The following is a 21,000-nucleotide window of genomic DNA, read 5'->3' on the forward strand; positions in this document are numbered from 1 at the left end:
GCTTCTTTTTTTATCTTTGAATAAATAGGATTGACAAAAGCAACGAGATGATGTTTTAATCAAACTGTAGTTGATGTAACGTTTAACCAATAAACTAAGGTTGGATTTCTAATGAATAACAAAGTGTCTATCAAAGACATCGCACGTATTGCAAACGTTTCAATTGCGACGGTGTCCAATGTGATTAACGGTAAAGGCAGAGTCTCGCCAAATACGGTAAGTAAAGTAAATAAAATTATTCAGGAGCTGCAATTTGTACCCAGTGCATCAGCACGAAGTCTGAAGGACATGAAATCTCATCTGATTGCCATCGTTGTTCCTTTCTTGGAGAAAGGGATGCTTCAGGATAATCCGTTCTATTGGGAGCTTGTCCGAGGGGTAGAGGGCGGGGCGAGGCATCATGAGGTACAGGTCATTCTTCTGGGGATTGACGAGAATGAAGATTTCTCGTTTGTGAAGCAGCGGCATCTGGATGGTCTTATCGTAGTTGGTGTATTCGAGCACACGGCAGCATTTCAGAAGCTGCTGTCTCTTAACATACCGTGCGTGTTTTTGGACAGCCATCTGTCGAATCCTGACTTCCATCAGATAGATCTTGATGATGAAGCAGGAGGATATTTAGGGACCAAGCATTTGATCGGGCTGGGACATAAAGTCATCGGTGTGCTGACAGGGAAATTGGAGGAAGGAGGGGTCAACTATTTCCGCCATCAAGGTTACTTGAGAGCATTAAGGGAATCAGGGATTCCGGAAGATCCCGAACTAACCTTTGAGGAAGCTCCTTCCATTCAGGGAGGATATCATGTAGCGCAGAGGATAGGCAGCTATAAGAGTAAGATCAGTGCTATGTTTGCCTTTTCCGACGTATCGGCAATCGGTTTGATCCGAGGATTGCATGACATCGGCTTATCAGTACCTGCGGATTTGTCGGTTGTTGGATTCGATGATATTTTTTATTCTCAGTATATGATTCCTTCTTTAACTACCATTAGGCAGGATATTGTAGCTAAGGGTCAGATCGCGGTAACTATGTTACTGGATCAAATTAATGGTACCGGGCTCAGTACAGATAAGAGGTCCGTAAAGATTCCGGTTAGCTTGGCCGTTAGACAAAGCAGCGCCTCATTTAAAGAAATATAGCTTTTTGCACGAAAAGCAATCATGCTATATTTTTTTAAAGTATGATTAAACGTTTAATCAAAAATACGATAAAGGAGGTGATGTAATAGCTAAACTCTTTATCAGAGAAGAGCTACATAAATAACGGATCAGGTTAAATGTTTTAGTTTACATGATGTAAGCGCTTAATAATTTAGGAGGGTGGTTTGCAATGCATATGAATTTTAGAAAAATGATGACTTTATGGTGTGTGTTGATGCTGGTATTTACGACTACAGTGGCGTGTTCATCCCAAAATACGAAGTCTAACGGGGCGCAACAAGCTGAACAAACAAACGGTACTAACGTTGGAACTAACACCGGGACCGATGGTTCAGGTGCAAATGATCAACTGACTCCGGAATCCGGCGCAAAGCTCATCATTTGGGATGGAAATGACGGAACTCCTTTTTTGAAAGAAATAGCTAAGGAATTTACGGAGAAGTACAACATTCCGGTAGAGGTTCAAGAGCAGGGGGCGCCGGAACAAATGCAAAAGATGAAAACGGACGGACCTGCGGGATTGGCTGCTGACGTTCTGGTCCTGCCGCATGACAATTTGAGTGAAGCTGTTGCAGGTGGCTTTGTGCTCCCTAACGATTACTTTGAGGAGGAGACACGGACCGAGTTTCAGGAAACAGCGGTGAATGCGGTAACGAAAGACGGCATTTTATACGGATATCCAAGGAACATGGAGACGTATGCTTTGTTCTATAACAAAGAGCTGGTCACTGAAAATGATTTGAGCAGTTGGGACAACATTATCAGCTTTTCCAAAAAGTTTAACGATCCGGCCAAGAAGAAGTACGGCTTCATGATGCAACTGAACAATTTCTACTTTGCTTATCCGTTCATCTCCGGCTTTAACGGCTATATTTTTGGCAACGACAACACGAACCCTGACGATATCGGTCTGAATAACGAAGGATCCGTGGAAGGGATGAAATACTTTCAGGCTATGCGTGAAATTTTACCGATGGAGGCTGCTGATGCAACGACCGATGTAAAAACCGGACTGTTTCAGGAAGGCAAGCTGGCGATTAATCTGGATGGCGTATGGAATATCGGCAACTTCTCCAGTCTTCCCTTTGAAGTAGGCATGGTTCCTTTGCCTAAGTTTCCGAATGGACAACAGCCCGATACTTTTGCTGGCGTGAAGGCTTATTACGTGAGTGCTTACAGCAAATATCCTAATGCGGCAAAATTGTTCGCCCGGTACGTAACATCGCAGGAAGCACTTCTAAAAAACTTTGAGATGACCGGATTTATTCCTGCTCGTAAAGGGATGGAAAATGAACCGGCAATAAAAGAAAACGAAATGGTAAGCGGGGCAATTCAACAGTTTGAGCATTCCATCGCCATGCCTTCCATTTTTGAAATGCAGCAAGTATGGCCTCCTATCGCTAATGCGCTTGAGCTGATTTGGAAAGGCGAGGATGTCAAAACCACGCTCGACAATGCGGTGGAAAGCATAAAGCAAGGCATAGAAACTCTGAAGAAGTAATGTTAATTCTTTAGGTTTCTTGCACGATTACCTTGACGTCGTCCGTTCTTTCTGACGGATGACGTCGCCCATTTTATATTTATCTTCGGGAGATGATTGACAATGAACCAGCATCGAAAGTGGGCGGCCGTATTATCGCTCATCGGTATGGGGTTTGGTCAAATATATAATCGGCAAATGATTAAAGGCCTGATGCTCTTTATCGTTCATTTGTCCGGAATAGCGGTAACTATGGCAGCACCTAAAGCTATCTGGGGTTTGGTGACGCTGGGTGAGCAGGCGGACCATCTCGAGAAAGTGGGCAAGCTTTACGTCAATGTTCGCGGAGATCACTCGATCTTTCTCATGATCGAAGGAATTATCATCATTTTAGCCCTGCTCATTTGGTTTGCAATTTATATAGCAAATGTTAAGGACGCATACAACGTTGGGAATATGCGCGAACAAGGATTAGCGGCCCCGCGTTTTTCGGATACGCTTCAATATCTAGGCGGGGTTAAATTCCCGCAAATGATCATAACCCTCCCCATCCTGCTCGTTATTTTCTTTACCGTGATGCCCATTTTTTTCATGATCCTGCTCGCATTTACGAATTATTCGGCACCGAATTATTTGCCTCCCGCCAAGCTCGTAAGCTGGATTGGACTGGAAGGGTTCAAGGATATTTTTACGATCAAAGCCTGGAACCAGACTTTCTTTGGAGTAGCGTTCTGGACGCTTGTTTGGACGATATGCGCGACCTTGACTACATTTGCGGGCGGTTTTGCTGCTGCACTAATGGTGCAGAAGAAAGGAATTCGATTTAAGGGCTTTTGGCGGACGCTGTTTATTATTCCTTATGCGATCCCTCAGTTCATTTCCTTGTTGATCATGCGAAATATGTTCAATGGACAATTCGGGCCGATCAATCAATATCTAGCTTATTTTGGACTTGGCGGCTTACCGTGGCTAACCGATCCGTTCTGGGCCAAGTTTACGGTTATTATCGTTAATATCTGGATCGGATTCCCGATTACCATGCTGATGGTTATCGGCATTTTATCGACAATATCGAAGGATTTATATGAAGCTGCGGAAATTGACGGAGCCACCCCCGTGCAGCAATTCGGCAACATTACTTTTCCGTCCGTCATGCTTTCTTTCGGACCGCTCCTCGTCATGTCGTTTGCCGGCAACATCAACAACTTCAATTTGATCTACCTCCTGACGAACGGTAACCCTGCTAATCCGAACTACCAATCTGCAGGCAGTACAGATATTTTGATAACCTGGCTTTACAAATTGACCATGGACAGCGGCAAATACAATTTCGCCTCGATTATCGGTATTTTTATTTTCATCATTGTTGCGTCCTTCGCCGTTACCAATGTCCGTCGTACCAAAGCATTCAAGGAGGAGGATGACTACAGATGATAACCTCAAAGCGCAAATTCAGTATGGGCAATCTATTCTGTTACCTAGGGCTGATCCTTCTCGGTATTGCCTGCGTATACCCGGCATTATGGGTCGTTATGTCCTCCGTCCGTCCGGGCAATGCCTTGTACAGCGAGACTTTGATTCCGTCCGCGTTCACGCTGGAGCATTATCGGGAATTGTTCGATAAGTACCCCTTTGGACAGTGGTTTCTGAATACGTTCAAGGTTGCTTTCTTTACAATGATTTTCAGCACGGTCCTGGTAACGATTACAGGCTATGTGTTCTCGCGGTTTCGCTTTAAAGGCCGTAAGAAACTGATGTTAGGCTTGCTTGTGATCGGAATGTTTCCGGGCTTTATGAGCATGATCGCGGTTTATATTTTGTTAATGCAGCTGCAATTGCTGGATACGCATTTATCGCTAATACTGGTCTATTCGGCCGGGGCTCCGATGGGATATCTGTACGTTAAAAGCTACTTCGATACCATTCCGCAGAGCTTGGTGGATGCGGCAAAAATAGACGGGGCGGGGCATTTAACCGTATTTCGGCGCATCATTCTGCCGCTATCCAAGCCGATGCTGGTCTATATTGCGTTGACTTCCTTCAGCGGCGGGTTCGTCGATTTTATTTTTGCCAACATGGTGCTCAGCACACCGGAAAACCAGACGCTGGCCGTAGGTTTGTTCCGGATAGTACAAGGCAGATCCGCAACGGAATTTACGTTGTTTGCAGCAGGCTGCGTGCTGGTTGCCGTACCGCTGACCTTATTGTTTGTATTCTTGCAACGTTATTTGGTTGAAGGACTCATGGCGGGAGCGGATAAGGGTTAATTCGCAAATATCGGCAAGTCAAACTACAAATCAATGGGAGTTGAGAAAAGAAAATGCTATTAGAGGCTGTTTATCACCGATCAAACGATTGTTGGGTTTACGGATATAATGAACGCTCGGTTCATATGCGCATTCGCACGAAAAGAGCGGATATCGATAAAGTTGACGTGCTTTATGGGGACAAGTGCAAGCCGTGGGGAGAGATGCAGTATAAACCAATGGAACTCCTGGCGTATGACGAGCTTTATGACTATTGGCAGGCTGAAGTAGAACCGCCTTATGGCAGACTGGCCTATTGCTTTCTTTTAACAAAGGGGGAGGAGCGGATTTGGTTCAGTGAAAATGAATTTGATTTGCAGATGCCGAAAGAGCATTTAGGCTGTTTTGAATTCCCTTACTTGCACCCGGTCGATTTGCAATGTCCGCCGGACTGGGCGAAAAACGCCATATTTTATCAGATCTTCCCGGAACGTTTTGCTAATGGCGATACGTCCAATGATCCGGAAGGAACGCTTCCGTGGGGAGGCAAACCGGAATACCGCAATTTCTTCGGCGGCGATTTGCAAGGGGTCATTCAACACCTGGATTATTTAGCCGAATTAGGGATTACAGCGATCTATTTTAACCCTATATTTGAGGCGCCGGCCAATCATAAATACGATACACAGGACTACATGAGAATTGATCCCCATTTCGGAACAAAAGAAACCCTGAAAGAATTAGTGCGCTCCTGCCATGAACGGGGGATTCGCGTCATTTTGGACGGAGTATTCAACCATTCCGGCGTTACGTGGCCACAGTTTCAAGATGTTGTGAAAAAAGGTCCTGACTCTCCGTATTACGGCTGGTTTCACATTCAGGAATGGCCGCTTCAAGTAGTAGACGGCATTCCAACATACAAGACATTTGCTTTTGAGAAGACGATGCCTAAACTGAATACCGCTAATCCGGAAGTGCGCGATTATTTTCTTCAGGTAGGCCGTTATTGGATACAAGAGACAGATATGGACGGATGGCGATTGGATGTTGCTAATGAGGCGGATCATGCCTTTTGGAGAGAATTCGCGAAAGCGGTAAAAGAAGTCAAACCGGATGCTTATATTTTAGGCGAGGTATGGCATGACGGAATGAAGTTTCTGCAAGGAGATCAGTTCCACGCAGTAATGAATTACCCGGTTTCCAACGCGATTCTCGATTTCTTTGTATTTCAGCATGGAGATGCGCACGCCTTTGCGTCAAAATTGGGGAGGTATTTAGCCAGATATCCGCAGCAGGTGAACGAAGCTTCATTTAATCATTTGGATACGCATGATACGGTTCGGTTGCTGACCTTGTGCGGGAATGACAAAGCGAAAATGAAACTTGCGGTAGCTTTCCAGTTTACTTTTATCGGGGCGCCCAGTATTTATTACGGTGATGAAATTGGTTTGGACGGAGAATTTGATCCGGATAACCGGAAGTGTATGATCTGGGAGGAAGAACATCAGGATAGAGATTTGTTTGCCTTTTATAAGAAGTGCATTCAGCTGCGTAAAACTCATCCTGCGCTGGTTACAGGGGTTTTTCGAATTCAATCAGCCGATAAGGACTCGCCGGTACTCGTTTATGAACGCCAGGAAGGAGAAGATCATCTTATCATTGCGATGAATGCCTCTTCTTCGCCAAGCGCAGTGACCGTTACTCTACCTGATGGCGTGTGGATGGAAGCGGAAGTGTCGGGGAGTGGGGACAGATCCGTGAGTGATCGGCCTTATAAAGGTGATTTTATAGCTGAGCTCGGTCCCTATGGTTTTCATATTTTTTACAAAAATTGAGTTTTACCTGCGAACTGTACTGCCAAATAGAAATAGAGGAGTGGTGAAAATCATGCAAACGAGTGAGAAAATTCACCCGGATCAGATAGAGAGTGAATCTGTCTCGATTTACCGTGATATTGGTCCGTATAAAGGGTATGAATGGAAGGACAAATATGTCATGATCCATGGAGAGCATGGAAATCTTACCGTAAAGCTGGTGACGCCGGATATAGTTAAAATATCCTGTTCACTAGAGAGAAAAAGTGCTCAACTGGAGCCTTCAATGGGAGTGTTACCCTTTGAACCTCTTGGAGGCTGGCATGTTATTGAGTTGGATAATGAATTGGAACTTTACGGAGGGAATATTGTCCTCGTTGTAGATATAGCTGCCTTATCTTTCAAGGTGGAAACTTCTCAAGGGAAGCCATGCGGGTCCTACCTGTTGTCCTGCTCGGAGACTAGGTTGCGGTGTCAGGGGAGTATGGATGATGATGCGATGATATATGGACTTGGCGAAACTACGGGATATTTAAATAAACGCGGAGAAAGGTATACGATGTGGAATTCCGATGTGTTCGACCCGCATGTGCCGGATATGGAGTCTCTATATCAATCGATTCCGCTTCTGATTCACCATACTTCCGACAATACGTTTGGATTGTTTATCGATAATCCGGGAAAAACGGTGATAGATTTACGCGAAGAGGCGGATCGCTATTTTGTTGAAACGGTCAACGGGGACATGGAATTGTACCTCATCGCGGGTCCGGAGCTAAAGGATGTCGTTGCGAATTATTCGGCACTAACCGGAAAAATGCCGCTTCCACCCTTATGGTCTCTAGGCTATCAGCAATCGAGATTTAGCTATATGAATCAGGGGGAAGTGATCCGGCTCGCACATCATTTCAGGTTCAAAAAAATTCCTTGCGACGTTATTTATCTCGATATTCACTATATGGATGAATACAAAGTGTTCACGTTTGATAAGGAGCGCTTTTCGGATCCGGCAGGGATGATGAGGGAATTGAAGGAACTGGGATTCCGCATCGTGCCTATTGTCGACCCTGGCGTTAAAGTTCAGCATGGGTACGAGATTTATGAGCAGGGACTTGAAGCGGGACGTTTTTGTCAAACTCCTGCTGGAAAAGAGTATGTCGGCGACGTATGGCCGGGCCCAAGCGTCTTCCCTGATTTTACGGAGGAAGGAACTCGTGAGTGGTGGGGAGCGCTTCATCGATTTTATGTGGATTACGGAATCAGCGGGATATGGAACGATATGAATGAGCCAAGCGTCTTTAATTCTCCTACGAAAACAATGGATGAAGATGTGATTCACGGTAATGACGGTAATCCCAAAACACACGGAGAGATGCACAACGTTTACGGCTTGCTCATGAGTCAGGCAACCTATGAAGGAATGGCGAAGCTGCTGCAAGGAGAAAGACCGTTCGTGCTGACAAGAGCAGGGTACGCCGGCATTCAGCGATATGCCGCAGTATGGACGGGAGATAACCGGAGCTATTGGGACCATATGAGAATGTCGATGTCGATGGGACTGAATCTCGGGCTTTCCGGGGTGGCTTTTAGCGGAGCGGACATCGGCGGGTTTATGCACCATGCGTCAGGAGAGCTGCTAGCCAGATGGACCCAGCTTGGCGTATTCACTCCGTTCTGTAGAAACCATAGTGCTATCGATACACGTAACCAGGAGCCATGGACCTTTAATGATGAGGTCGAAGAGATTTGCCGGAAGTATATTGAATTAAGATACCGGATGCTTCCCTATCTCTATTCTCTTTTTTATGAATCAACGTGCATAGGGCTTCCTATTATGCGTCCATTAGTGCTGGAGTACCCTAAGGATCGCAATACGTATCATCTGTCCGATCAGTTTTTATTCGGAAAGGATTTGTTGGTAGCGCCTATTTATGAGCCGGGCAAACAACATAGGGTGGTTTACTTGCCTGAAGGCATCTGGTTCGACTATTGGACCGGAACGCGGTATGAGGGGAGCACGCATATCATCACCTATGCGCCGCTGGATGTTTTGCCGCTATTCGTCCGTGCTGGAGCTATCCTACCCCAAGCTCAACTTGTTCAGCATACGGGTCAGGCAAATTGGAAGGAGCTTGATATTCATTTGTATGCTCAGGGGAACGATAATACTTTCGCTCTGTATGAGGATGATGGGATTAGCGATCAACATCTTCAGGGCACTTATAATTTGATTCGAATTCATACGGAACAGAAAGGAACAGATCGACGCTTCACCATCCATGCTGCCTTCGAGGTCTGCGGATTGCGGCAAGCCGATAAATCCATACTATTTACGACTCATCATCTCTCCTTTATTCCAAAGTCTGTGAGCCAGGTTTCGGAGGTTCATGAAATGAAGCATCTTGAGGAGCGGAGTTCTGGATGGTATTATGACAAACAGGACAATCATCTGTATATTAAGAAGCAATTAGCGGGTTTACAGGGGGTTGAATTTATCGTTGAGGGTTAATGGGAGGTTAGCAGACAATGCTTCATCAATTTTCACGGACTGAGCTCGCTATCGGAGCTGAAGGCCTGGATATCCTGAAAAATAGTACTGTGGCGGTGCTTGGAATCGGGGGCGTCGGCGCGATGGCGGTCGAAGGACTGGCCAGAACCGGAATCGGACGGATTATTCTGATCGATAAAGACGTGGTTGATATCACCAATATTAACCGGCAGATTCACGCCTTGACGACGACGATCGGCCAGAAAAAGGCGGATCTGATGTGCGAACGGGTGAAGCTGATCAATCCGGAATGCGAGACCATCGCTTTGAACATGTTTTATACGGAAGAAACGTATGAAGAATTGTTCAAATACGACATCGACTATGTCTTGGATGCCTCGGATACGATCATATACAAAATCCATCTGATCAAGGAATGCCGCAAGCGCGGTATTCCTATCCTCTCCAGTATGGGAGCGGCCAATAAGATGGACCCGACCAAGTTTCAGGTCACCGACATTTCCAAGACCCATATGGACCCGATGGCTCGCGTGATCCGTACCAAGCTGCGGGAAGACGGCATCAAAAAAGGCGTCAAGGTCGTGTTCTCCACGGAGCCGCCGGTTAAACCGCGGGCAGACGTAACGGAGAAAATTGCACCGGAAGGGGCCAAGATTCGCAAAGCCAAACAGCCGCCGGCGAGCAATTCATTCGTTCCGCCTGTCGTAGGGCTCATTATGGTCAGCGTGGCCGTAAAAGAATTGCTTGAAGCGGGAGAAGCCAAGGGATGATTTCTCTCGGATTCTAAACCCTGGGAAGGTACCGGAAACAGCCGATTTAACTTAAGACGCAGACTCGATCATGTATCGGATCTGCGTCTTATTGTTATTCGCTTTTTTTAGGTACGAATGCTATACTATAACTCCTTTTGACTTCGGAAACAGAATGCCGGAGAGCAGACGGAATACTAACCTTAGGAGGTAACTGAAAGTGGAACATTTTCAAAGTGCCTATCAAGAAGAGAAAGATCGGCTGGATCGTACTCTCCGTGATATTGACAGCCAACTGAAGGCGCTCAAGAGCATTCCCGTCTATACAGGGCATGACTTCACCGAGCAGGTGCTGGAAGCGGGCAGGGAATCCCACCGGCAGCAGCTTGAACGCTCGATCCGCGAGCCGTATTTTGGACGGCTGGATTTCGAGGAACAGGGCAAGGAAGCGCAGCCCCTTTATATCGGCAAAGTGGGCGTCGGGGATCAAGACGGAGGAAAACCGGTCGTCATCGATTGGCGCGCTCCGGTCGCCAGTTTGTTTTATTCCTTTACGGGCGGCGATTCGGCTTCATATGATGCTCCGGAAGGACTGATCGAGGGGCTTGTATACTTAAAGCGGAACATTGTCATTCGCAAAGGAATTTTGGAGCGCGTAGTAGATACCTATAACAAAGACAGCGAAGGGCCGGCCGTGTCCGATGAGTTCCTGGTCTACCGTCTCGGCGAGAACAAAGACAACCGCCTCCGTGACATTGTTTCCACGATTCAGGCGGAGCAGGATCTGATCATCCGTGCCGCCCGTAATACGGCGTTGATCATTCAAGGCGTGGCCGGCAGCGGAAAAACAACGGTTGCGCTGCATAGGCTTGCCTTTTTGCTGTACCAGTACAAGGATCAAATTAAAGCGGAGCGGATGGTTATCTTTGCTCCCAACCATATGTTTATCGATTATATTTCGGAAGTTCTTCCGGAACTCGGTGTCGGCGATATTCAGCAAAGCACTTTCGGCGACTGGGCTGCCAGAGTACTGAGACTGGATCAGGCTCCTGCGGATGGTTCGGAAACGCTGGCCCGCTGGTTTGATGCCGGTGATTTGCGCGAAGGCGCATGGAACGACAGTGACCTGCCAGGCAGATTTAAGGGAGCCGTCGCTTTTAAGTCGATTCTGGAAAGTTATTTGACCCGCGTGGAATCGGGATGTGTGCCGGATACGGATTTTGAGCCGTGGGATGGGGCGAGGTTGTCCCGAAACACGATCATCGATTGGTTCGACGGGGAATACAAGCATTACCCGGTTGCGCGGCGCAAAGAACGTGTGCTGGCCCGGATTCACCGGTGGGTGGAGATGGAATTGAAGAAATCTCCCTCCGCGGCGGCATTAAAAGAGCGTAAGAAGAAGGCGCAGCAACGGGAAAAGGCCTACGCCAAAAAGTGGCCGGAGCTGGAGGCCGTGGCTTTGTACAAAAGTATGTTCCAATCGGCGTTCGCCGCGAAGGGTCAGCCTTCCGGTGAAAATGATGCTGATGCCGAGATTTTGAGCATTCCGAAGCCCATTCTTATTGGAACTAATGCCTATTTAAAAAAAGGAATCCTTAAGGAAGAGGATCTCGCGGCCTTACTCTACTTGCACTCACGAGTCCATGAGCTTGACAGCAAGCTGACCTTCGACCATGTGGTGATCGACGAAGCGCAGGATTTCAGCCCTTTGCAGGTGGCTGTGCTCGACAGGTTCGTAAAGGGTCATTCTTTCACCATCCTGGGCGATTTGTCACAAGGGATCCATTACTATAAAGGAGTCCGGAGCTGGGAAGAAATGCAGGCGCTGTTCGCGCCGGAGGAAACGGCTTATTTTGCTTTAACGAGAAGTTACCGGTCGACAATGGAGATCATTGATTTTGCGAATGAAATTTTGAAGCGGGGCGTTGAAACGGATTTGCTGGCGGTGCCGGTGTTCCGCAGCGGGGAACCGGTCCGGTTAAAACCGGCCGCGGGAGACGGACGTTTAACCGCCATATCGGACGCTTTGAGGCAAGTCATGACGGGCAGCCATCGCACGGTAGCCTTGCTGACCCGGACGATGGAGGAAGCGGAGCATTTGCATGCTTATTTGAATGAAGCAGGCACTACCGCCAATTTGATCGGCGGGGATCAGAGGCAGTATGCGGGCGGTATTTCCGTTCTGCCAGTTTACCTGTCCAAGGGACTGGAATTCGATGCCGTCATCGTGACGGATGTGGATCGGGAGCACTATGGGCCGAAGGATGCGCGCCTTCTATACGTAGGCTGCACCCGGGCATTGCATGAGTTATGGTTGATGCATGGAAACGAGTTACCGGACTACGTTCCGGATCCAGTAGATTTGTCGGTGACAGGGGAGTAATATAAGGGTCGTTTTAACTGTCCCCGATAAAATCCTCCAGGTTGCGATCGGCTTTGCTCTGGTTGCATTCATTGCAGGCGCAGACGCAGTTTACGGGTGTAGTATGACCGCCCTTCGCTCTAGGTAGCAGATGATCGATTGTATCGCCGTAGTTGCCGCAGAAAAAGCAAGTATGGCGGTCCCGTGCCAGAATGTAGCGGCGAAAGGCCTTGTTGCTGTAGAGCCGCCGGATCGTATTCCGGTTCACGACGACTGCGGCATGCTCCTGCACCAGGGTGACGGCCAGTTCCAGGTCGATCTCCTGATGCCAGCGGCTACCCTTATCCGTGCGCCCGCGCATACGGATTTTGCCCTGGCGGTTCGGACGCAATACGGACGCGTCCGGGCCTTCTACCGGAGGCGGTGCGGGCAGCGTGCGAGTCGGAGGTTGCGGGGAAGCGGCGACCGGATGGACCGAGCTCCGCGAATTTCGGACAGAGTGATCAGTAACCGGCCGAGGATCAGCCGTTAGTACTGCGGTTTGTTCCAGGTTTTTGAGTTGGGCCCGGCAGCTGCGGCAAGTGCCGCGCCGCGATCCTTGGGAGGAGCGTTTGCCTGTTCTTCTGAGGAAATCGGATAGCGGTTTGTTATCGCCGCAGCGCGCACAGCGTTTAAAGCCGGTGGTTATAGCCCCGGCGCTGTGTTGCTGGCTTGGTTCATTGTGATTGGTCGGCATCATCCGGTCACCTCGGTTTAGTGAAAGTTCCTTAGTCCTTTTAGGTCTTTATGTATATTATACCTATCGTGGGTCACTTCTCCTACAGGACGCTAAAAACTCTTATCCTTATCGCTTCCCAAATCAATAGAGGCCGCCCGTATACTGAAAACGGGTCGGCCTCTAGGTTTATACAGTTGAATTGGCTTATTCGGTAACTGCCGCCGCTTCTCTGAGAGAAGAGCGCATTTTACATACGATTTTGCGGATGCTTTCATCGGACAGAAAAAACCTTTCCGCCAGATCGCTGACTGAATGTCCGGTACGGTATAGCCGGAAGATTTCTTCGTTTCTTTTTGCCATTGATGTGCGGGTTCCACTGAGTTCCCCCCAGAGTGCTCTCGAGCAGTCCGGTTTGGGGATATAGAGCAGTTCGCCTTGAATGTAATCTTGAAGCTCCTTCAGCAGCCTAGGGGGAAGCACATCCTTCCCGTTTTTGTAGTTCACGATCATGATCCTCCTTGATCCGTTCTGTTGTTAACGGTGTTAGTTGGAATAATTGAGTGTACATGGTCGTAAATCCCCCTTTCGGCATTGTATTTGCGTATATTTTAACACAGAGTATTCCAAACGGAAATAAGAGGGGCTAAAAGCCCCTCGTTGTACGGCTTCCGCGTTACGCGGAAACCACCTCATTCACTGTAATCACTTCGATCAGCCCCCTTTCCAGTGATTCGTCGGCCCGACATCTATATTAACTCATATATCCATAAAGGAAGGAAGCTAAAGAACGTTTATAAATGTTTTTTACCAGGCATGTGCTAGAATAGTAAACAGTGGTTAATCAACGATTCAAGGAAGTGAAATGATGGACTTATTCTCTTATTCCCGGGAAAACGATCCCTCCGGACGTCTGTTGGCGGACCGGATGCGGCCGACAACCCTGGACGAATATATAGGGCAGGAAAGCATCATCGGGCCCGGAAAATTGCTGCGGCGGGCGATTGAAGCGGATCAGATTTCTTCGATTCTGCTGTATGGACCTCCGGGCTGCGGAAAAACGACGCTCGCGCATATTATATCGAATCATACCCAGGCGGAATTCGTACGTCTCAATGCGGTGGACGCTTCCGTAAAGGATGTTCGCGAGGTTATCGAAAAAGCGCAGAACGATAAATCGTTTTACGGCACGAAAACGATCCTGTTCCTCGATGAAGTACACCGTTTCAACAGTTCGCGGCAGGACGCCCTGCTTCCGGCGGTGGAGAAGGGAACGATCATCTTTATCGGCGCGACGACGGAAAATCCGTTCCACTATGTCAACGGGGCCTTGCTGAGCCGTTCGACGCTCTTCCAGCTGGAGCCGCTGACGAAGGAGCATTCGCTGATCGCGATGCGCCGTGCGCTGAGCGATCGGGACAAAGGCCTCGGCTTCATGAAGCTCGAGGCCTCGGACGAGGCGCTCCAGCACATCGCCGAGATGGCCAACGGCGATATCCGCCGGGCCTTGAACGCTCTGGAGCTGGCCGCGATGACGACGCCGCCGGAAACGGACGGCACCGTCCGCATTACGCTGGAGGTGGCGGAAGAGTCGATCCGCCGCCCGCTGGTCAAAGCGGATGAGTCGACGCAGTACGACGTCCTCTCCGCATTTCACAAGAGCATCCGCGGCTCCAGCGATGCCGCGTTGTTCTGGTTTCTCTACGCGGTAGAGAAACTGGGCATGGACCCGATGACGTTCCTTCGGCGGCTGATCGCCGCCGCGAGCGAGGACATCGGGCTTGCGAACCCGCAGGCCATGGTACAGGCGGTAAGCGCCCTGGAGGCTTACCGCAACAATGGCTGGCCTGAAGCGAAGCTGAACATCGCCCAGGCGATTCTGTTCGCCGTCGAGAGCCCCAAATCGAACGCCGTGGTCGCGGCGATTTCGAATGCGATGTCGGCGATGGACGAGGTCAAATCCGCCGAGGTGCCGCTGCATTTGCGGGACGCCCATTATAAAGGAGCGGTCAAGCTCGGGCACACCGGCTACAAATACCCGCATAATTTCCCCGGCCATTACGTGAAGCAGGACTACCTGCCGCCGAATTTGGCCGGCCGGACGTTCTACCAAGCGACCGAGCAGGGCAATGAGAGCAAAATCCGTCACAATCAGGAGCTGCGGCGTAGAGGGGATTAGCCCGATATGAGGCAACCAGAGCAGGGAATGGTGCGGTTGATTTGAATGAATGCAAAATAACTGGTTTTCTACAGCTAATTAAGTGCCAATCCCGATATTCTGGTAATAATTGGAGGTTATCCAGCTAATGTAGCGCAATCGCCGACTCCGGTAATTAGCTTGGAGGTTATACAGCTAATGCAGCGTAATCGCCGACTCCGATAATTAACTGCATTTTCTACAGCTAATTTGCCGTTATAACCTGATTCGCAGTATTTAACTGGAAAAACTACATCTATTTTGATGGTTTTCTGAAGAGTGCAGTGTAATTGGCCGAATTAACTGCAGGTTTGCAGCTAGAATAAAAAGTAGACACCTCTTAATGTCACACAGATAATAAATCTATTGAGGCAGAAAGGGTGTCGAGAATGAGTGAGTCTAGGCAACGATACAATGAAACATTTAAGCGTGAAGCCGTAAAGTATGTGCAAGAGCAGACGAAGACGTTGGAGCAGGTGGCCGACGAACTGAACATCAATCCCGGTACGTTGAGAAACTGGGTGGGTAAGTACCGTGAGTTTGAAAATGAACCGGTAAACCAAGGAGAATCACTTCGACAGCAATCCCAGCTCATTGAAGACCAAAAACGTGAGATCGCGGACCTGAAAGAAGAGATCGAAATTTTAAAAAAGGCCGTGCACATCTTCGGGAAAGAAAAGAACTAAGGTTCCAGTTCATCGAAGATCATCGCTCCGAGTTTCGATTGGAGAAGATGTGCAAAGTGCTGCAAGTTTCCCGGAGTGGATACTACAAGTGGCAGGCATCCGAAGCCTCCGAGACAGAGAAGCGTCGAGAGAAACTCGTAGCACGTATTAAATGGCATTTTTACGATTCCGATGAAATCTACGGCAGCCCAAGGATACACAATGAATTGGTAAAAGAAGGATGGACGGTATCGGAACGAACCGTCGGCCTCATCATGCGCGAAAATGGGTGGCGCTCGTGCATGGCTCGAAAATTTAGAGTCACCACCACAGACTCCAATCACGATATGCCCATCGCACCGAATGTACTGGATCAGGATTTCTCTGCCACCAGGCCTAATGAAAAATGGGTGGCTGACCTTACCTACATCCCTTGCCGCCAGGGAAAGCTGTACCTTGCCAGCATTTTGGATCTATATACAAAACAGATCGTTGGATGGAGGCTCAGCGATAAAATGACGACGGACCTCGTCCTTGAAGCACTAAATCAGGCGTACGAGGCTAAGAAGCCAAAGAGTGTAATTCACCATTCCGATCGCGGCTCCCAGTATGCCTCCAAGGAGTACCGTGAACAACTGGCACGCTTAGGCATACAGCCAAGCATGAGTCGTAAAGGTAACTGCTATGACAATGCCTGCATCGAGGCGTTTCACAGCATCTTAAAACGTGAATTCATCTACAGCAGGCCAAAATTCAGGACCAAGGAAGAGGCTCAACAGAAGCTGTATCGTTACATTGAGTTCTTTTACAACCGCAAGCGCTCAAATAGCACAATTGGTTACATGTCACCGGTGCGCTTTGAACAGATGTACTACCAATTTACAGCTTAAGGGTGTCCACTTTGTTGACAGAAGAGCAGTTTTACAGTTAATGTGGCGCATTCACGGATTTCTCGATAATTAGCTGTAGTTTTTACAGCTAATGCAGAAGCAATCGCCGATTTCCCGGTAATTAACTGGAGGTTATCCAGCTAATGCAGCGTAATCGCCGACTCCGATAATTAACTGCATTTTCTACAACTAATTAGCCGTTATAACCTGATTTGCAGCATTTAACTGGAAAAACTACATCTATTTTGATGGTTTTCTGAAGAGTGCAGTGTAATTGGCCGAATTAACTGTAGGTTTTACAGCTAATGTGGCGCATTCACGGATTTCTCGATAATTAGCTGTAGTTTTTACAGCTAATGCAGAAGCAATCGCCGATTTCCCGGTAATTAACTGGAGGTTATCCAGCTAATGCAGCGTAATCGCCGACTCCGATAATTAACTGCATTTTCTACAGCTAATTTGCCGTTATAACCTGATTCGCAGTATTTAACAGCAAAAACTACATCTATTTCGGAGGTTTTCCGAAGAGTGCAACGTAATTGGCCGAATTAACTGCAGGTTTTACACCTAATGTGGCGCATTCACGGATTTCTCGATAATTAGCTGTAGTTTTTACAGCTAAAGCAGAAGCAATCGCCGGTTTCCCGGTAATTAACTGGATGTTATCCAGCTAATGTAGCGTAATCGCCGACTCCGATAATTAACAGCAGGTTTTACAGCTAGTCACCATCATGTGACGCCGAGCACCGCGCGCTGCAGCGCCAATCGCCGACCCCCGATAATTAACTGGAGGTTATCCAGTTAAACCAAGCTTTTTATCTCATCAAAAAAGAAGCACCCGCGCTTTCCGGCAATGAAACGCCGGGTAACGCGGGTGCTTTTTCTTAATGCTTAGTCTAGAACTTACCGATGTCGGCCAAGCTCAGGAACCGGAAGCTTCTCCGGCGCTTCGATGATTCCGCCGCCGAGGCAGACTTCGCCGTCATAGAAGACAACGGCTTGTCCAGGCGTGATCGCCTTTTGTGGTCCGTCAAATTGCACGGATAGAGTGCCGTCTTCCTGCGCCGTCACGGTTACGCCCTGATCCGGCTGGCGATAACGGAATTTGGCGGTGCATTTGAACGGGCCTTGCGGCAGCTTGTCTTCGCCGGCGATCCAGTTGACGTCCGAAGCGGTCAAGCCGGTGGAATACATGCTTGGATGCTTATCGCCTTGGACGACGTACAGGATGTTTTGTTCCAGGTCTTTTTCGGCTACGAACCACGGTTCGCCGTTGCCCGATCCGCCGATGCCGAGGCCTTGCCGTTGACCGAGCGTGTAGTACATCAGGCCGTCATGCTGGCCTTTGACTTCGCCGGTGACGATATCGACCATATTTCCCGATTTGGCGGGTAGATAGTGGCTGAGGAATTCGCGGAAGTTGCGTTCCCCGATGAAGCAAACGCCGGTGCTGTCTTTTTTCTTGGCCGTATACAGGCCCGCTTCTTCAGCAATCCGGCGAACCTCCGGCTTGGGAAGATGTCCGATCGGAAACATGGCTTTGGACAGCTGATCCTGGTTCAAGGCATTCAAGAAATAGGTTTGGTCTTTATTGTTATCAACGCCCCGGAGCAGCTTGTAAGTTCCGGCTTCTTCGACGACGCGGGCATAATGCCCGGTGGCTACATAATCGGCGCCAAGATCCAGAGCCTTGTTCAAAAATTCGCCGAATTTAATTTCCCGGTTGCACATGACGTCCGGATTTGGCGTACGGCCCCGCTTATATTCCTCCAGGAAATAGGCAAATACTTTATCGAAGTATTCTTTTTCAAAATTGACGGTATAGTACGGGATATCGATTTGCTCGCATACGCGGCGCACATCCTCGGCATCCGCTTCCGCCGTGCAGTAGCCGAATTCATCGGTATCGTCCCAGTTTTTCATAAAAATGCCGATCACGTCGTATCCCTGCTGCTTCAGCAGGAGAGCGGTGACGGAGGAATCGACTCCGCCGGACATACCGACGACGACGCGTGTTTCATTAACGGGTTTGTTCATATGATCACTCCTTCGGCCAATCATGGGCCCAACGTTATTTTAGCATAATAGGAAGGGATTCGTTCGATCCCGTGCTTGAAGGTGCATTACCATCGATCCGGCACAGTTAAGCATGTGTAAATTTTGTGTAAACAAAATTCAGTTTTCGTGCTGTGGGCTGTTTTCCAAACCGAGGCGGATATGTTACGATAAACAAAGGTTAGAGATAGGAATAGGTAGTAATACTATTCTAATTGATCAAAGTTCAATTATATAAAGATTATTTGAAAATTGAAAGAGGTGGCTTCTTTGAAGATTTCCACAAAAGGACGCTATGGCCTGACCATTATGATGGAGTTGGCCGCTAAATTTGGCGAAGGTCCGACTTCCCTAAAAAGCATTGCCGAAAAGAACCAATTGTCCGAGCATTATCTTGAGCAATTGATCGCGCCGCTGCGCAATGCCGGGCTGGTTAAAAGCGTCCGCGGGGCATATGGCGGTTACATTTTGTCCCGAGAGGCAAGCGAAATCACTGCCGGTGATATTATCCGCGTATTGGAGGGGCCGATTTCGCCGGTCGATTTTACGGAAGAAGATGATCCGGCCAAACGCGATTTATGGCTGCGGATTCGCGATAGTATTGCCGAAGTGCTGGATTCGACAACCCTCGAGAATATGATTTCCTTCGAGGAACAGGGCGCAAAGGAAAATTACATGTTCTACATTTAATTCCACAGCGTTCTAACATATAATCTTACTACCAAGATAGAGGTTCCGGGAGGAGCCTCTATTATTTATTTGCAAACCGAATTCGATTCGAGTGGGGGATTAGAGTCCACGGTATTAAGCTGTACAAAAATAGGGAATACGATTATTATGAAAAAGCGTTGAAATTGCAAAATTTCTTTACATTTTACCATAATACGCATAACATAGATGAGCTAACACGAGTACCGTCGCTTTCGGGACGGTGATTTTGTTTAAATAACCTCAAAATAAGTTAAGGTGATGCCTAATGAAAAACATATACTTGGACCATGCAGCTTCAACGCCGGTGCACCCGGATGTTGCGGAAACCATGTTGGACGTCATGCGGCGGCAGTACGGCAATGCGTCGAGTGTTCATTCTTTCGGACGGGCTGCTAAAAGACTGGTCAACGGTTCACGGGACAGCCTGGCCCGGTTTATCGGATGCCGTTCTGATGAAGTGGTGTTTACGGGCGGCGGAACCGAGAGCGACAACCTCGCGTTGTTCGGGACGGCAGAGGCCCGGCAGGATCGCGGACGTCATATCATTACGACGGCGATCGAGCATCATGCCGTTCTTCATGCTTGCCATCGGCTGGAAAAACAAGGGTTTGAAGTTACATATTTACCTGTCGACCGTTATGGACAAGTTCATTCCGAGCAAGTCGAAGCAGCCATCCGGCCGGATACGATTCTGGTTAGCGTGATGTACGGAAACAACGAGATCGGCACGATTCAGCCTATCGCCGAAATCGGTGAGCTCACTTCGGCAAGGGATATCGTTTTTCATGTGGATGCCGTTCAGGCGCTTGGTGCTGTACCGATCAACTGCAACGAGCTTCCGGTCGATTTAATGAGCTTCTCCTCGCACAAAATTAATGGTCCTCAAGGAGTGGGCGCATTATATATCCGCCGGGAATTGTCCATAGAGCCCATTCTTTATGGAGGACTGCAGGAGCGCAAACGTCGTGCCGGAACCGAGAATATGGCGGGCATCGCAGGGTTCGCGAAAGCGGCGGAACTGGCTGCAGCTCAGCTTCCGCAGCGGGCTGCTCATGATGAAGAGCTTCGCGGAGTTTTGATCTCCGGACTGAAGAGAGTGGTTGGCGAGGAGCGTTTTCATGTCAACGGCCACCCTTCGCAGCGACTCCCGCATATCCTCAATATCAGCTTCCCTGAGTGCGATACGGAGACGATGTTGATGAATCTCGATATGGAGGGAATTGCCGTTGCCAGCGGTTCGGCGTGCTCATCCGGTTCATTAGAACCATCGCATGTGCTTGAAGCCATGAATTTGCCGCAAAATTTTTTACGTTCCGCGATTCGTTTCAGCTTTGGTTTGGGTAATACTAGTGAAGAAATGGAACATACCGCCGAAAAAATTGGAACCATATTAGAGCGTCTTCGTAAAAGAAGATAATGGGCGTCTTTTGCAGTTTTTTCGGGAGG

At 48.4% G+C, this 21,000-nt stretch carries 16 protein-coding genes; 13 read left to right on the plus strand and 3 right to left on the minus strand.

What is annotated here, in order from left to right:
* Nucleotides 1-111: 111 nt before the first annotated feature.
* The 8 genes from KJS57_RS22750 to KJS57_RS22785 all read left to right on the plus strand — a co-directional run bounded on the left by KJS57_RS22750 (nt 112) and on the right by KJS57_RS22785 (nt 12,342).
* On the plus strand, nt 112-1,140 hold the full coding sequence (locus tag KJS57_RS22750; protein WP_213656455.1) for a LacI family DNA-binding transcriptional regulator: 1,029 nt from the start codon (nt 112-114) through the stop codon (nt 1,138-1,140).
* A gap of 190 nt (nt 1,141-1,330) precedes the next feature.
* A complete protein-coding gene (locus KJS57_RS22755; RefSeq protein WP_213656456.1) occupies nt 1,331-2,662 on the plus strand; it encodes a sugar ABC transporter substrate-binding protein in 1,332 nt (443 codons plus the stop codon).
* A gap of 102 nt (nt 2,663-2,764) precedes the next feature.
* A complete protein-coding gene (locus KJS57_RS22760) occupies nt 2,765-4,075 on the plus strand; it encodes a carbohydrate ABC transporter permease (RefSeq protein ID WP_213656457.1) in 1,311 nt (436 codons plus the stop codon).
* Nucleotides 4,072-4,908, plus strand: a complete 837-nt coding sequence (locus KJS57_RS22765) for a sugar ABC transporter permease (protein ID WP_211020114.1) — start codon at nt 4,072-4,074, stop codon at nt 4,906-4,908. Before KJS57_RS22760 ends, KJS57_RS22765 begins: the two co-directional genes overlap by 4 nt.
* A gap of 53 nt (nt 4,909-4,961) precedes the next feature.
* Nucleotides 4,962-6,722 (plus strand): glycoside hydrolase family 13 protein, encoded by a 1,761-nt coding sequence (locus KJS57_RS22770; RefSeq protein WP_213656458.1) that lies wholly within the window; start codon nt 4,962-4,964, stop codon nt 6,720-6,722.
* Between the two features lie 52 nt (nt 6,723-6,774).
* On the plus strand, nt 6,775-9,210 hold the full coding sequence (locus tag KJS57_RS22775) for a glycoside hydrolase family 31 protein (RefSeq protein WP_213656459.1): 2,436 nt from the start codon (nt 6,775-6,777) through the stop codon (nt 9,208-9,210).
* 17 nt (nt 9,211-9,227) lie between these two features.
* Nucleotides 9,228-9,980 carry a tRNA threonylcarbamoyladenosine dehydratase gene (locus KJS57_RS22780; RefSeq protein WP_213656460.1) on the plus strand — a complete coding sequence of 251 codons (753 nt, stop codon included), beginning with the start codon at nt 9,228-9,230 and terminating at the stop codon, nt 9,978-9,980.
* A 199-nt stretch (nt 9,981-10,179) separates the two neighbouring features.
* A complete protein-coding gene (locus KJS57_RS22785; RefSeq protein ID WP_213656461.1) occupies nt 10,180-12,342 on the plus strand; it encodes a HelD family protein in 2,163 nt (720 codons plus the stop codon).
* Between the two features lie 13 nt (nt 12,343-12,355).
* On the opposite strand, the gene KJS57_RS22790 is transcribed toward KJS57_RS22785, so the two are convergent.
* Complete coding sequence (locus KJS57_RS22790; protein WP_244861676.1) at nt 12,356-13,060, minus strand: HNH endonuclease; 705 nt, start codon at nt 13,058-13,060, stop codon at nt 12,356-12,358.
* A 183-nt stretch (nt 13,061-13,243) separates the two neighbouring features.
* Nucleotides 13,244-13,543 (minus strand): CD3324 family protein, encoded by a 300-nt coding sequence (locus KJS57_RS22795; protein WP_211020108.1) that lies wholly within the window; start codon nt 13,541-13,543, stop codon nt 13,244-13,246.
* 361 nt (nt 13,544-13,904) lie between these two features.
* On the opposite strand from KJS57_RS22795, the gene KJS57_RS22800 reads away from it, so the two are divergent.
* The 3 genes from KJS57_RS22800 to KJS57_RS22810 all read left to right on the plus strand — a co-directional run bounded on the left by KJS57_RS22800 (nt 13,905) and on the right by KJS57_RS22810 (nt 16,788).
* On the plus strand, nt 13,905-15,215 hold the full coding sequence (locus KJS57_RS22800; RefSeq protein ID WP_213656462.1) for a replication-associated recombination protein A: 1,311 nt from the start codon (nt 13,905-13,907) through the stop codon (nt 15,213-15,215).
* Nucleotides 15,216-15,622: 407 nt separating this feature from the next.
* Complete coding sequence (locus KJS57_RS22805; RefSeq protein ID WP_211022752.1) at nt 15,623-15,919, plus strand: transposase; 297 nt, start codon at nt 15,623-15,625, stop codon at nt 15,917-15,919.
* A gap of 11 nt (nt 15,920-15,930) precedes the next feature.
* Nucleotides 15,931-16,788, plus strand: a complete 858-nt coding sequence (locus tag KJS57_RS22810) for an IS3 family transposase (protein WP_244861679.1) — start codon at nt 15,931-15,933, stop codon at nt 16,786-16,788.
* Between the two features lie 903 nt (nt 16,789-17,691).
* On the opposite strand, the gene mnmA is transcribed toward KJS57_RS22810, so the two are convergent.
* Complete coding sequence (gene mnmA / locus KJS57_RS22815; protein ID WP_211020106.1) at nt 17,692-18,825, minus strand: tRNA 2-thiouridine(34) synthase MnmA; 1,134 nt, start codon at nt 18,823-18,825, stop codon at nt 17,692-17,694.
* Between the two features lie 288 nt (nt 18,826-19,113).
* On the opposite strand from mnmA, the gene cymR reads away from it, so the two are divergent.
* Nucleotides 19,114-19,533 carry a cysteine metabolism transcriptional regulator CymR gene (cymR, locus tag KJS57_RS22820; protein WP_213656463.1) on the plus strand — a complete coding sequence of 140 codons (420 nt, stop codon included), beginning with the start codon at nt 19,114-19,116 and terminating at the stop codon, nt 19,531-19,533.
* 286 nt (nt 19,534-19,819) lie between these two features.
* Nucleotides 19,820-20,971, plus strand: coding sequence for a cysteine desulfurase family protein (locus KJS57_RS22825; RefSeq protein ID WP_213656464.1), 1,152 nt, complete (start codon nt 19,820-19,822; stop codon nt 20,969-20,971).
* Nucleotides 20,972-21,000: the final 29 nt, after the last annotated feature.

This window comes from Paenibacillus vini (genome assembly GCF_018403325.1).
GTDB classification, from domain to species: domain Bacteria; phylum Bacillota; class Bacilli; order Paenibacillales; family Paenibacillaceae; genus Fontibacillus; species Fontibacillus vini.